Raw genomic sequence first — 12,980 nt, 5'->3', positions numbered from 1 at the left:
GATAGCCCTCATTTAGGCCAGTGGAGCGCTGACATAATCACCGACGTTGACAGTTCATCATTGCAGGATATGAAATAATGCCATGGACCGTATCGATGCCATGCGCGCCTTTGTTTCCGTGGCGGATCTCGAAGGATTCGCGCCTGCCGCCCGCAAACTCGGGCTGTCGGCCTCGGCCGTGACGCGGCTGATCGCCAGTCTTGAAAATCATCTCGGCGCGCGGCTGCTTCAGCGCACCACGCGATCGGTGACACTGACCGATGTCGGTGCGCGCTATCTCGAACGGGCGCGGCGGATTCTCGGCGACGTCGAGGAAGCCGAGGCATCGGCACAGGCCGAACGCACCCAGCCATCGGGCAGGCTCGTGGTTTCCGCGCCGCTGATGTTCGGACGACTCCATGTCGGCCCGATCATGTCGGCTTACTTGAAAAAATATCCGGAGGTGAGCGCCGAACTCCGCCTGTCGGACCGGATGGTCAATCTGGTGGATGAAGGCGTCGATCTTGCCGTGCGCATCGGGCATCTGGCGGATTCCAGCGTGGTCGCGCGCACCGTGGGCGATATGCGGCGGATCGTGGTTGCTTCGCCGCGTTATCTTAAAGTTCACGGCACGCCGTCGAAGCCATCCGATCTTGCCAGCCATGAGGTCATTCAATTCTCCGGCGCGACGTCCCTGTCCGAGTGGCGTTTCACCGAGAATGGCCGTGAGTTTCGCGTGCCGAACACGTCGCGCTTCGCCACCAACAGCACCGATGCCGCGGTGCTTCACGCCGAGCAGGGCGGCGGGTTGATCAGCGTGCTGGCCTATCAGGTGGCGGAGTCGCTCAAAGCGGGCCGGCTGAAGATCGTGCTGGCGAAGTATGAACTGCCGCCGATGCCGATCCATCTGGTGTACCCGACCTCACGGCTGCTGTCGGCGAAAGTCAGGGCCTTCGCCGATCTCGTGATCGCGCAGGCGAACTGGCGTTTCGGGACGGCGTAGCTGTTGAATTATTGCACGCATAGGGCGCAACATTACGGGTCGTCATGGCCGGGCTTGTCCCGGCCATCCACGACTTGTTTACGCCGGCAAGAAAGACGTGGATCACCGGGACAAGCCCGGTGATGACGATCTCACGTGTGGCGGGAATCCGTTCATCGCCCTAAGATTTCTTCCGGGCGATCTTGAAAGTCGCGTTGGCCCGCGCGCTAGGTTCACCGTCGGCGGTGACGAGGCATTGTGCGAAGCAGATCGACCCGCCGATTTTCATAAAGTTAGTGTCGATCTGAAGCCACTGTCCGATATTCGCCGAACCAAGAAAATCGACCGAGAGGTTCACGGTGACAAGTCCGAGAAGGTTGCCCGCCTTGAGGCCGCAACTCAATCCCATCGCATTGTCGGCCAGCGCAGCGATCAGCCCGCCATGAATCAACCCGCGCGAATTGGTGTGTGCTTCGGCGAGACGCAGTCCTAGAATGTAGGCATCCGGCGTCGCTTTGAAATAGATCGGCTCCCAGGGCTCGGTGAGCGGACTGCGCCGCGGGTGGCGCGCGAAGCCGTCGGGGATAACGGCTGGAATGCTGACGGGAGTATCGGTCGTTGCCATTGCTGTCTTTCAGATCATGCGCCGTATGTTGTGTGCGCTCATCACCATAGAGCACGCAACAACAGCGATCATTCGAAATCAAGTTTGAAACGTAATGCCGATGGATGTTTGAAACGGCAGCGACGTCATCTGTGCTTCACCTCTCCCCGCAAGAATACGCGTCATGGCCGGGCTTGTCCCGGCCATCCACGTCTTGAATTATCAAAGGAAGACGTGGATGCCCGCGACAAGCGCGGGCATGACGATGAGAGATCGAAGCTAGTACGGCAGACCGACGTAATTTTCCGACAGCGAGGTTTTCGCGGCGTCGGATTCGACCAGATAGCTCAGCTCCGCGCGCTGGATGCGCGCGCTGAATTCGTCGGTGCCGGGAAAACGATGCAGCATCGATGTCATCCACCACGAGAAGCGTTCGGCCTTCCAGACCCGGCTGAGCGCGCGGCGCGAATAGTCGTCGATGCCGGCGGCGGACTTGTCCGCGTAGAATTCGCGCAGTGCCGTGGAGAGGTAATGCACATCGCTAGCGGCGAGGTTGAGACCTTTGGCGCCCGTCGGCGGCACGATATGCGCGGCGTCGCCGGCCAGAAACAGCCGGCCAAACCGCATCGGTTCGGCGACGAAACTTCTCAGGGGCGCGATGCTCTTTTCGATCGACGGTCCCGTGACGAGATGATCGACGGCTTCCGGGTCCAGCCGCCGCTTCAGTTCGTCCCAGAACTTGTCGTCGGGCCAGTTGTCGATGTGATCGTCGAGCGCGCATTGCAGGTAGTAGCGGCTGCGGTGAGACGAGCGCATCGAGCACAGCGCGAACCCGCGCTCGTGATTGTTGTAGATCAGTTCCGGCGACACCGGCGGCGTTTCCGACAGGAGACCGAGCCAGCCGAACGGATAGACGCGCTCGTACACCTTTGGCTCGACGCTTTGCCGGCTGACGCCATGAAAGCCGTCGCAGCCCGCGATGAAGTCGCAGGTGACCTCGTGGCTGACGCCGTCCTTGACGTAACGCACGCGTGGCTGGTCGCCATCAAAGTCATGCAGGCTGGCATTGTCGGCGTTGTAGACGGTGGTGAGCCCTGCCGCGAGGCGCGCGTCCATCAGATCGCGGGTCACTTCGGTCTGCCCGTAGACGGTTACCGTTTTGCCGGTCGCTTTCGTCATGTCGATCCGGTGACGCGCGCCGCCGAAAGCCAATTCGATGCCGTGATGAACCAGACCGTCATGGTGCAGCCGCGCGGAGACACCGACCTCGTCCAGCAGGCCGACGGTGCCCTGTTCGAGCACGCCCGCCCGGATCCGCGCCAGGATGTAGTCGCGGTCCTTGCGCTCGAAAATGACGTTGTCGATGCCGTAGCGGTGCAGCAATTGTCCGAGCAGCAACCCCGCCGGGCCTCCGCCGATGATGGCAACCTGTGTCCGCAACCTGTGTCACTCCCGGCCTTGCGAATAGGGTTTTGCCCGTCGCCGAAAATTGATTATACCAGATAACAATATACGAAAAGGCTGTCGATCATGGGCCGAAAGCTGCCCGCAACCGCGGTTCGCTGAATGGCCCGGCTCAACGCCAGTGCCTTAACTGTCATACCAATGGCAGGGGCGGCAGGCATTGCAAATGACCGGCAACTTCTATCTGAATGACGGCAATTCCGGCCGCGATGGTGCACCGCAAAGAATGTGCCGCCGCGTTTGCCGGTCACTGAATGAAACTTGAAAAGAGTATTTTGAGGGAGGACTTGATGACAAAGCTAACCTGGACCGCCGTGGTATTGGCGGCTTCCGTGACGCTGCCGGGCGCCGTGACCCTTGCTGCTGCGCAGGACATCACCATCGGCATCAGCATCAGCACCACCGGCCCCGCGGCCGCGCTCGGCATTCCCGAGAAGAACGCGCTGGAGTTCGTGCCGGCCGAGATCGGCGGCGCCAAGATCAAGACCATCGTTCTGGACGACGCCGGCGATCCGACCGCGGCCACCACCAATGCGCGCCGGTTCGTGACCGAATCCAACGCCGACATCATCATCGGCTCGTCGACCACACCACCGTCGATCGCGATCTCGACCGTCGCCAACGAAGTCGGCGTGGTGCAGTTCAGCCTCGCGCCGATTCCGATCACCCCGGCCCGCGAGAAGTGGACTGCCGTGTTGCCGCAGCCGGTTCCGATCATGGGCAAGGTGCTCTACGAGCACATGAAGAAGAACAACATCAAGACCGTCGGCTATATCGGCTTCTCGGATTCCTACGGCGATCTGTGGCTGAACGACCTGAAGACCCAGACCGGTGCCATGGGCGGCATCACGGTCGTGGCTGAAGAGCGCTACGCGCGTCCTGACACCTCGGTGGCGGGTCAGGTGCTGAAGCTGGTCGCGGCCAATCCCGACGCCATCCTGATCGGCGCATCGGGCACCGGCGCGGCGCTGCCGCAGTCGGCGCTGCGCGAGCGCGGCTACAAGGGCCTGATCTACCAGACCCACGGAGCGGCGGCGATGGACTTCATCCGCATCGCCGGTCCGTCGGCGGAAGGCGTCATCATGGCCGCCGGTCCGGTGATGGCTCCGGAAGGCCAGGACGACAGCGCCCTGACCAAGAAGCCGGGTCTCGCCCTGAACGCCGCCTACGAGAAGAAGTATGGCGCCAACACCCGGAGCCAGTTCGCAGGCCACATGTTCGATGCCTTCGAAGTCATGAAGCGTGTCGTGCCGGTCGCCTTGAAGACAGCCAAGCCCGGCACGCCGGAATTCCGCGAGGCACTGCGTCAAGCGCTGCTGTCTGAAAAGGAAATCGCGGCCAGCCAGGGTGTCTACAATTTCACCGACAAGAACCGTTTCGGCACCGATGATCGCTCGCGCATCATCCTGACCGTGAAGAACGGCAAGTATGAAGTCGTGAAGTAAGCGGGACGAACTTTCGTTCTGACGAATGCCCGGCCTCGTGCCGGGCATTTTTGTTTGGTGTGCGAATGTCTATGCAAGGCCCATCACAGCAATGCTACCCGACTTGCCGCGGATCTCCCGGACGCCGAGATCTTGCAGTGGGGCGGGTAGCGTGGACTCGAACCGGTCGATGGCTGGGCGTGACGCGACAAAGCCCCCTTCCACATTGCGACTGAGTTCCTCGAGCCGGGCAGCCGTGTTCATGACGTCGCCGTTGAACACGATGGCGCGCTTGATGTCGCCGATCTCGCCGACAATGACGGGGCCGAAATGCAGGCTGCCGCGAATCCGCGGCGCCACGCCGAATTCTTTTTCGAATCGCTCCTGAAGCTTTTGCAGCGTCGCGCGCATCGACAGGAAACAACGCAGCGGCCGGCAATCCACTGTGCCTGAAGCTTCTGACCATGTTACGATGATTTCGTCTCCGACGTAATTCAGAACCTCGCCCCGGCAATCGATGATTGGCCCGGTCAGGCTCCTGAATGTCTTGTCGAGGAAACGATGGATTCCGAGACTGCCGAGACGCTCGGCAAGGGTTGTCGAGCCTGCAATATCAACGAACAGAACGAACCGGCGTTCCTCAACCGGAGTGTGATAGCGACCGGTTACCAGATGAAGGAAGGCGCGCGGGCCAATGATGTTGGCGATCGCGAACAGCAGGTTCAGTGCGACCGCAAATACCCCGGAGAAGATAATGGGCGTCCAGACATCCTGCTTCGGGTCCGGCGTCAGGCCCGCGATCAGAACGCCGAGATCGAAATACTGCACCGGAATGATCACAGTTGCGTAGAAGGCGCTGCGAATCGCAAGACTTGCACTAAACGGCAGGCTTCCCAGCCAGTCTCGCAGCGGCCCGGATGAGGCGAGGAGCTCAAACGTGCCAATCGCTCCGCTGATCAGAATGCCGTAAATGATGCCGATCAGAAGTTGTGGCGGCGAAAAGCCAACGTGAGCGGCAACAAAGATGATTCCGCCAAGCACTCCGGTTCCGAGAATCGCTGCTAAAAAGCGCAGCTTTCGCTGTGACCGCGCATCCATGACCGAGTGCCCCCGCACGAAATGTTGCGGGAGCGAGTATCAGCCAGAGACTGCCAATCCACAACACATACACGATGTCATCCCGGCGAAGGCCGGGATCCATACTCCCTGTCGCACATTTCATGCGCGATGTCTGACATCCACCTTCAAGCCATAGTGCGGTGGTTATGGGTCCCGGCCTTCGCCGGGACGACCAGATCGATGCGACGCGAGGCATCTTGGCACTTAGAGTGCGCCGCCCTCGTCGTGCTGGAATCCGAGATAGCTCGCCACCACGCGCTGGTCGCCGCTGATCTCTTTAGCCGAGCCGCTCATGATGAACTCGCCAAGCTCCATGACATAGGCGCGGTCGGCGATTTCGAGCGCGGCACGGGCGTTCTGCTCAACCAGCAGCACCGACACACCGGCCTGACGCAACTCGCCGATGGTGCGGAAAATATCCGCGACGATCAGTGGCGCGAGGCCGAGCGACGGCTCGTCCAGCATCAGCAGGCGCGGCTGGCTCATCAGGGCCCGGCCCATTGCCAGCATCTGCTGTTCGCCGCCGGAGAGCGTGCCGGCGAGTTGCGTGCGGCGCTCCTTCAGTCGCGGAAACAGCGAAAAGACGCGCTCCTGTTCACGGGCCGCCGTGGCGCGGGCCACGCGGAAACCGCCGAGCTGCAGGTTTTCCTCGACCGTCATGGTGCCGAACAGTTCGCGGTGTTCAGGCACGATGCACAGCCCCGCCGCGACCCGGTCCTCGATCTCGAAACGGGAAATCTGCTGGCCTGAAAAGATCACACTGCCGGTCAACGGCAGGATGCCCATAATGGCGTTGAGCAGGGTGGTCTTGCCCGCGCCGTTGGCGCCGACGATGGTGACGATCTCGTTGGCGTTAACGTCCAGGGTCGCGCCGCGCACGGCTTCGACCTTGCCGTAGGCGATGTGCGCGTTTTCGACCGCCAGCAGTTTGGTCATGACGCGGTCCCCAGATAGGCCTTGATCACGTCGGGGTTGGCGCGGATGGCCGCGGGCTTGCCTTCGGCGATCTTGGTGCCGAATTCCAGCACGACGATGCGGTCCGCGATATCCATCACGAAGCCCATGTCGTGTTCGACCAGCAGGACCGACATGCCCTCAGCGCGCAACTGGCGCAGCAGCGACGACAGCTTCTGCTTTTCCATGTGGCGCAGTCCGGCTGCCGGCTCATCGAGCAGCAGCAGGATCGGATCGACGCAGAGCGCGCGGGCGATTTCCACGATGCGTTGCTGGCCGAGCGAGAGACTTCCCGCCAGTTGATGCATCTGGTCGCCGAGGCCGACGCGCTCGATCTGCTTTGCGGCTTCAGCAAGGAGGGCGGCTTCGTCCTTGCGGTCCAGCCGCAGCATGCTCGCGATTGCGCCGGCGTGGCCGCGCAAATGGGTGCCGATGGCGACGTTCTCCAGCACGCTCATGTCGGGGACGAGCTTGACGTGCTGGAAGGTGCGGGCGACGCCGAGTTTGGCAATATCCTGCGGCGGGGCATTGTCGACGTTGTGGCCGAGGATGGAAATCGTTCCGCCGGATGAGCGCAGCACGCCGGTAATGAGATTGAAGGTGGTACTCTTGCCCGCGCCGTTCGGCCCGATGAGGGCGACGATCTCGCCCGCGTTGACATTGAAGGAGACGTCGTTGACGGCGATGACGCCGCCGAACTGCTTGCGCGCGGCCTGAACGTCGAGCAGCGTTTCCGATGTGGCGATGGCTTTGCTGCGCGGCGGCAGGGGCTCCGCCGCTTTTGGCGTGGGAAGCTTTGTGGCGTTGAACCTCAGCAGGGCAGCGAGGCGCGGCCACATGCCGCCGGGCGCGACCTGAAGCAGCACCACCAGCAGGATGCCGAAAATCACCGTCTCGAGCTGCGCTGATCCGTGAAACACCACCGGCAGGAAGCTCTGCAGGAATTCCTTGAGCACGACGACGACACCGGCGCCGAGCACCGCACCCCAGACGTAACCCGCGCCGCCGACCACCGCGATGAACAGATACTCGATGCCGGCATTTAGCCCGAACGGTGTCGGGTTCACCGCGCGCTGGAAATGCGCGTAGAGCCACCCCGAGAGACCGGCGAGCACGGCGGCATAAATGAAGACCAGCAGCTTGGCGCGCGCGGTCTGCACCCCGAACGCTTCCGCCGCGATATGGCCGCGGCGCAGCGCGCGGATCGCGCGCCCGGTGCGGGAATCAAGCAGGTTCATCGTCAGCAGCGCGCAGAGGATGACCGCGAACCAGATCGCGAAATAGATCTTGCCGGGATCGGTGAATTGCAGCGTGCCGATCGAGAGCGGTGGAATTCCTGAAATGCCGTCATTGCGCCCGACAAGCTCCAGCTTGCTGAACAGATAGAACAGGCTGATGCCCCAGGCGATGGTGCCGAGCGGCAGGTAGTGACCGGACAGGCGCACGGTGATCAGGCCGAGGATCACGGCGGCGACGCCGCTGACGATCAGCGACAGCGGCAATGTCAGCCACGGCGACACGCCGTATGAGGTGGTGAGGATCGCAGTGGTATAGGCGCCGAAGCCGCAGAACGCGGCCTGGCCGAACGAGGTGAGGCCGCCGACGCCGGTCAGCAGCACGAGGCCCATCGCCACCAGAGCGGCAAGCCCGATGTTGTCGAGCAGCACGATCCAGAACGGCGGCATGCCGGGAATGAACGGAATCACCGCCATCACCAGCGCAAATACGATCATGCCCCAACGCTGCGCCATCACTTAGTCCTCTTCCTCTTCGACCTCTGGCGACGCCAGCGAGCGCAGGATCAGGACCGGCAGCAGCAGCGTGAAGACGATGACCTCCTTGAAATTGCTGGCATAGAACGACGAGAACGCTTCGACGATGCCGACCACCAGAGCGGCGGCGGCGGTGAGGGGATAGCTCACGAGGCCGCCGATGATGGCGGCGACGAAGCCTTTCAGGCCGATCAGGAATCCGGTGTCGTAATAGATCGTGGTGATCGGGACGATCAGAATTCCGGAGATCGTGCCGATCACGGCGGCGAGCAGGAACGCGACCTGCCCGGACAGCGTGGTGCGGATGCCGACGATGCGCGCGCCAAGGCGGTTGACCGCGGTGGCGCGCAGCGCCTTGCCGTAAAGTGTGTAGCCGAACAGCAGCCAAAGCCCGACGATCAGCAGGATGGTGATGGCGTAGATGCCGATGCTCTGGCCGGTGAACCGCAACGGGCCAATCGTGAAAGCGGCCGCCGAAATCGCCGGCGCGCGCAAGCCTTCCGGACCGAAGAACACGAGGCCCAGACCCTGCAGGGCTAGATGCATGCCGACCGATGCGATCAGCAGCACCAGCACGGAGGCATGCGCGATCGGCTGGTAGGCGATGCGGTAGAGATAAAGACCGATCGGCGCGACGATCACGATTGACAGCAGGAAATTGATGGCAACGCTGTTCTGTCGCCCCGCCATCATCACGGCAACGCCCCAGATCGCCAGCGGCAGCAGGATGTTCAGCGCCAGCGACCGCAGCAACCGCTGTACGCTCATGACGTTGCGGCCGGACACCATATCGAAGCAGAAGGCGACGACGCCCATGCCGAGCGCCAGCAGTGCTGTGCCCGGCACCTTGCCGGTGGCCAGCGTGGCGTAGGTCAGCGCGCCGAAGGTGATGAATTCGCCCTGCGGGATCAGAATGACGCGGGTCACCGCGAACACCAGCACGAGCGCAAGCCCGAGCAGCGCGTAGATCGCGCCGCTGGTTATTCCGTCCTGCAGCAGGAACAGAAGGATCGTGCTATCCAAGGCGTCCCCTCACGCAACGCGCACATGCGGATGGAAGGGTCCGCCGGCACCAAAAGCGGCGGTTGAATTCCGCCATCGGTATTTGATATGTTTCATAACAATTATCGAGTATAATCACAAGCCCGGTCGGCTCCAGCCATTCGAGGCGACCTTATAACAACCGACGACGGGAAGCGCACGATGGCTGTTTCCAGGACCGCGAGAGCCGGTGCGGCGAAAGCCAGGAAGCGGCCGACGCGCCCGGCATCACGTCCGGCGCCACGCCCCGCGCCCCCCGCGGAGGCGGTCCAGGTCGGCGACCTGTCCGAGTTCCTGGGCTATTCGCTCAAGCGCGCGCAACTGCGGATTTTCGAGGATTTCATCCGCTGCGTCGCGCCGCTGCAACTGACCCCGGCGCAGTTTTCCGTCCTGATGCTGGTGGAGACCAATCCGGGGCGCAACCAGACCGAGATTGCCTCGACGCTCGGGATCCTGCGGCCGAATTTCGTGGCTTTGCTGGATGAACTGGAAAGCCGCGATCTGTGTGCGCGGAGCCGGTCCAGCAACGACCGCCGCTCGCATATCCTGCGGTTGACCGAAAAAGGCCGCGCGGTTCTGTCGCGGGCGCGAAAGCTGATCGAGGCGCGACACGAAGCCCGGCTCAGGGAATTGCTCGGCGATCACAACCGCGACCTGCTGCTGACGATGCTGGGCAAGATCGCGCGGGAGTTTTAGGGGCTCCTTGTGTCCCACGTGATTTTCTTCTCGTCGTCCCCGCGAAAGCGGAGACCCATACTCCCTGTCGTTAAATTTATGCACCATCTTCAACGTCCGCTTTCGGTCGAGGATGCGGTGGTTATGGGTCCCCGCTTTCGCGGGGACGACATCGTAATTGAAGCGATATCGCGGACTCAAATGCAGAATTACGGATCCACCAGAATAATACGAATGTCGTTGACGTTGGTTAGCGTCGGGCCGGTATTGAGCAGATCGCCGGTCGCGGTGAAGAACGCGGTGGCGTCGTTGTTGTCGAGAAACGCCCTCGGGTCGAGCTTGAGCTCGCGGATCTTTGCGAAGGTGCGCTGATCGAGGATCGCGCCGGCCGGGTCGGTCGGATGACCCGCACCGCCGTCAGCACCGTCGGTGTCGCCCGCGAGCACGGAAATGCCTGATGTATCCGCAAACAGGCTCGCGAGCGCGAGCACGTATTCCTGATTGGGGCCGCCGCGCCCGTTGCCGCGCACCGTGACGGTGAGTTCGCCGCCGGAGAGGACGGCTAACCTCTTTCCCTCGGCGTGGGCCTTCAGCGCGATCCGCGCATGGGTGGCGGCGACGTCGCGCGCTTCGCCCTCGAGATCTGCACCGAGTGCGACGATCTCGTATCCGGCGTTTCGTGCAACGGCCACCGCAGCATCGAGGGATTCCTGCGGCCGCGCGATGATCCGAAAGTCCGAACGCGCGAAAGCTGCGTCGCCGGGCTTGCAACTCTCGTTGCGCGGATCGTTCAACGCGGTGATCACGGCATCGTCCGCCTTGATGCCGTAGCGGGCGACAATCTCGCGGGCGTCCGCCAGCGTCGTGGTGTCCGGCACGGTCGGTCCGGACGCGATGGTTGCCGGATCGTCGAACGGCACGTCCGAAATCGCCAGCGTCAGAATCTGCGCGGGGGTGGCCGCGCGAGCCAGTCTGCCGCCCTTGATGCGGGACAGATGCTTGCGCACGGTGTTCATTTCGCCGATTGGCGCGCCGGATCGCAACAGGCTCTTGTTCATCGCCTGCTTTTGCGCGAACGAAATGCCGTCTGTCGGCGCGACCCAATTTGCCGAACCGCCGCCGGACAATAGCACCAGAACGAGATCGTCGGCGCCGGCGCTCTGCGCCACTTCAAGCGTCCGGCTGGCAGCCTTCAATCCCGCTTCGTCGGGCACCGGATGACCGGCCTCAATGATTTCGATGCGCCGGGTCGGCATGCCGTAGCCATGACGCGTGGTGGCGAGTCCCGACAACCGTTCCGGATCGATGCGGCCTTCGTCGAGGTAATAGCGCTCCGCTGCATGGGCCAGCGCGCCCGCGGCCTTGCCCGCGGCGAGACAGATGATGCGGCCGCCCGGCGGTGGCGGCAGGTGGTCGGCAAGAATGCGATCCGGATGGGCCGCAGCGACGGCGGCGTCGAAGATCGCGCGCAGCAGAGGGCGTCTGTCGGTCATCATGTCATCGCGTGGCTCTGGACGGGCTCCAGACATGACATGATCGGCCGTTCAATAAAAGGCCCTCCGCAGGTTATTGCGGAGGGCGGAAATATTTTCAGATCTGCCCGTGCAGGGCGGGGAAACCGGATTTCAGATTTGGAAATCCGGCTCCCGTCCGCGCGAGTTGGTCGTCAGCCGCCGATCTCGCCGCTGATGATCGGGCCGAACAGCTGCCAGCGCTCGCCCGTGAACTTCATCATCTGCAACTGCTCGATCGGAGCGAAGTCGGTCGCGCTGGTGTTCAGCGTGATGCCGGGCAAGCCCATCTCCTGCTGAACGCCCTTGATGCTGGCGGCCTGCTTCATGACGTTCTCGCGGGTGAGATTGTCACCGCATGCCTTCAGCACGTGCACCATCGTCTGCGCGGAGCTGTAACCGTACGCGACCGAACTGTCGGCGCGGTTGGCTTCCGGGAAGTACTTCGCGAGGAACGCATCGAAGTTCTTCACGCCCGGATCGTCCTTCCACTGCGGATCGGTCGGGTCCTTGCCGTAGGTCGCGGAGATCACGCCCTGCGCATTGTCGAAACCGGCCGGCTTGATCACCGATCCAGTGGACGAGGCGACGTTGTTCAGGATGAACAGCGGCTTCCATCCGAGCTCTGCGACTTTCTTGATCGACTGCGCGCCGAACTTCGGCGTGGTGATGCTGACGAAAACATCAGCGCCCTTGGATTTCAGCGCCACGACCTGCGAGTCGATCGTCGGGACGGATGTCTCGTAAGGTTCTTCCGCGATGATCATCGAAGCGCCCTTGGCTCCGAGACCGTCCTTCAGACCCTTGAGCACGTCCTTACCGAAGTCGTCGTTCTGATAAAGAATTCCGATCTTGCCGTTCGGCTTTTCCTTCATCAGGTACTTCGCGTAGATGACGCCTTCGCTCTGGTAGTTGGGCTGCCAGCCCATGGTCCATGGAAAGTTCTTCGGGTCGTTCCATTTGGTTGCGCCGGTGGCGACGAACAGCTGCGGCACCTTCTTGGCGTTCATGTATTTCTGGATCGCCGTGTTCGACGGCGTGCCGAGCGAGTTGAAGATCAGCAGAACTTCATCGCTTTCGACCAGCTTGCGCGCCTGCTCCACGGCCTTGGGCGGGCTGTAGCCGTCGTCATAGGAAATGAAATTGATCTTGCGGCCATTGATGCCGCCTTCGGCGTTGATCTTGTTGAAATAGGCCGCCTGGGTCTTGCCGATGATGCCGTAGGCGGAGGCGGGGCCGCTGTAGGGCATGATGCTGCCGATCTTGATCTCGGTGTCGTTCGCGCCGGTGTCGTATTTTTTCTGCGCCAGCGCACTGCCGCTCGTCGCCGCGAAGGCCGCGACGGTAGCGAGCAAGACTAAGGGGTTGAATTTTTTGACGGACATTTTTTATGTTTCCTGACCTAGTTTTTTTGATGCTTGAGGGTAGTTCCCCGGAGGCCTTTTAGCCTCGCAG

Annotated in this window: 11 protein-coding genes; 3 read left to right on the top strand and 8 right to left on the bottom strand. The window is 62.3% G+C overall.

The genetic code is table 11. The annotated features are described in order from the left end of the window. Positions 1-82: 82 nt before the first annotated feature. A complete protein-coding gene (locus YH63_RS04650; protein ID WP_046828615.1) occupies positions 83-982 on the top strand; it encodes a LysR family transcriptional regulator in 900 nt (299 codons plus the stop codon). Between the two features lie 160 nt (positions 983-1,142). Here the strand turns inward: YH63_RS04650 and YH63_RS04645 are convergent, their stop codons facing one another. Together YH63_RS04645 and pobA are read right to left on the bottom strand one after the other, a co-directional pair. Continuing rightward, positions 1,143-1,586, bottom strand: a complete 444-nt coding sequence (locus YH63_RS04645; RefSeq protein ID WP_046828616.1) for a PaaI family thioesterase — start codon at positions 1,584-1,586, stop codon at positions 1,143-1,145. Between the two features lie 258 nt (positions 1,587-1,844). Beyond that, positions 1,845-3,005: a 4-hydroxybenzoate 3-monooxygenase gene (gene pobA, locus YH63_RS04640; protein WP_046828617.1), complete on the bottom strand. Its 1,161-nt coding sequence runs from the start codon at positions 3,003-3,005 to the stop codon at positions 1,845-1,847. Positions 3,006-3,319: 314 nt separating this feature from the next. On the opposite strand from pobA, the gene YH63_RS04635 reads away from it, so the two are divergent. Then, positions 3,320-4,474, top strand: a complete 1,155-nt coding sequence (locus tag YH63_RS04635) for an ABC transporter substrate-binding protein (protein ID WP_046828618.1) — start codon at positions 3,320-3,322, stop codon at positions 4,472-4,474. 69 nt (positions 4,475-4,543) lie between these two features. On the opposite strand, the gene YH63_RS04630 is transcribed toward YH63_RS04635, so the two are convergent. The 4 genes from YH63_RS04630 to YH63_RS04615 all read right to left on the bottom strand — a co-directional run bounded on the left by YH63_RS04630 (position 4,544) and on the right by YH63_RS04615 (position 9,321). Next, positions 4,544-5,494 (bottom strand): adenylate/guanylate cyclase domain-containing protein, encoded by a 951-nt coding sequence (locus YH63_RS04630; protein WP_246658010.1) that lies wholly within the window; start codon positions 5,492-5,494, stop codon positions 4,544-4,546. Positions 5,495-5,776: 282 nt separating this feature from the next. Continuing rightward, positions 5,777-6,508 (bottom strand): ABC transporter ATP-binding protein, encoded by a 732-nt coding sequence (locus tag YH63_RS04625; protein ID WP_046828620.1) that lies wholly within the window; start codon positions 6,506-6,508, stop codon positions 5,777-5,779. Continuing rightward, positions 6,505-8,277 carry a branched-chain amino acid ABC transporter ATP-binding protein/permease gene (locus YH63_RS04620; protein WP_046828621.1) on the bottom strand — a complete coding sequence of 591 codons (1,773 nt, stop codon included), beginning with the start codon at positions 8,275-8,277 and terminating at the stop codon, positions 6,505-6,507. The genes YH63_RS04625 and YH63_RS04620 overlap by 4 nt, the downstream gene beginning before the upstream one ends. A 3-nt stretch (positions 8,278-8,280) precedes the next feature. Beyond that, positions 8,281-9,321: a branched-chain amino acid ABC transporter permease gene (locus YH63_RS04615; RefSeq protein WP_046828622.1), complete on the bottom strand. Its 1,041-nt coding sequence runs from the start codon at positions 9,319-9,321 to the stop codon at positions 8,281-8,283. 180 nt (positions 9,322-9,501) lie between these two features. Here YH63_RS04615 and YH63_RS04610 point away from each other — a divergent pair, with 180 nt between their 5' ends. Next, positions 9,502-10,035, top strand: a complete 534-nt coding sequence (locus YH63_RS04610; protein WP_046828623.1) for a MarR family winged helix-turn-helix transcriptional regulator — start codon at positions 9,502-9,504, stop codon at positions 10,033-10,035. 188 nt (positions 10,036-10,223) lie between these two features. Here YH63_RS04610 and YH63_RS04605 read toward each other — a convergent pair whose 3' ends face one another. Both YH63_RS04605 and YH63_RS04600 read right to left on the bottom strand, forming a co-directional pair. Continuing rightward, positions 10,224-11,507, bottom strand: coding sequence for a glycerate kinase type-2 family protein (locus tag YH63_RS04605; protein ID WP_046829756.1), 1,284 nt, complete (start codon positions 11,505-11,507; stop codon positions 10,224-10,226). A gap of 173 nt (positions 11,508-11,680) precedes the next feature. After that, a complete protein-coding gene (locus tag YH63_RS04600; RefSeq protein WP_046828624.1) occupies positions 11,681-12,910 on the bottom strand; it encodes an ABC transporter substrate-binding protein in 1,230 nt (409 codons plus the stop codon). Positions 12,911-12,980 lie beyond the last annotated feature (70 nt).

This window comes from Afipia massiliensis, from assembly GCF_001006325.2.
Taxonomy (GTDB): Bacteria; Pseudomonadota; Alphaproteobacteria; order Rhizobiales; family Xanthobacteraceae; genus Afipia; species Afipia massiliensis_A.
Note: the sequence above shows the minus strand (reverse complement) of the source record. Positions and strands in the feature narration are given on the sequence as shown.

Coding starts and splice junctions, on each gene's coding strand:
- YH63_RS04605 (WP_046829756.1), bottom strand. CDS start 11,507: ATGACCGACAGACGCCCTCTGCTGCGCGCGATCTTCGACGCCGCCGTC.
- YH63_RS04635 (WP_046828618.1), top strand. CDS start 3,320: ATGACAAAGCTAACCTGGACCGCCGTGGTATTGGCGGCTTCCGTGACG.
- YH63_RS04620 (WP_046828621.1), bottom strand. CDS start 8,277: ATGGCGCAGCGTTGGGGCATGATCGTATTTGCGCTGGTGATGGCGGTG.
- YH63_RS04645 (WP_046828616.1), bottom strand. CDS start 1,586: ATGGCAACGACCGATACTCCCGTCAGCATTCCAGCCGTTATCCCCGAC.
- YH63_RS04650 (WP_046828615.1), top strand. CDS start 83: ATGGACCGTATCGATGCCATGCGCGCCTTTGTTTCCGTGGCGGATCTC.
- YH63_RS04625 (WP_046828620.1), bottom strand. CDS start 6,508: ATGACCAAACTGCTGGCGGTCGAAAACGCGCACATCGCCTACGGCAAG.
- YH63_RS04600 (WP_046828624.1), bottom strand. CDS start 12,910: ATGTCCGTCAAAAAATTCAACCCCTTAGTCTTGCTCGCTACCGTCGCG.
- YH63_RS04610 (WP_046828623.1), top strand. CDS start 9,502: ATGGCTGTTTCCAGGACCGCGAGAGCCGGTGCGGCGAAAGCCAGGAAG.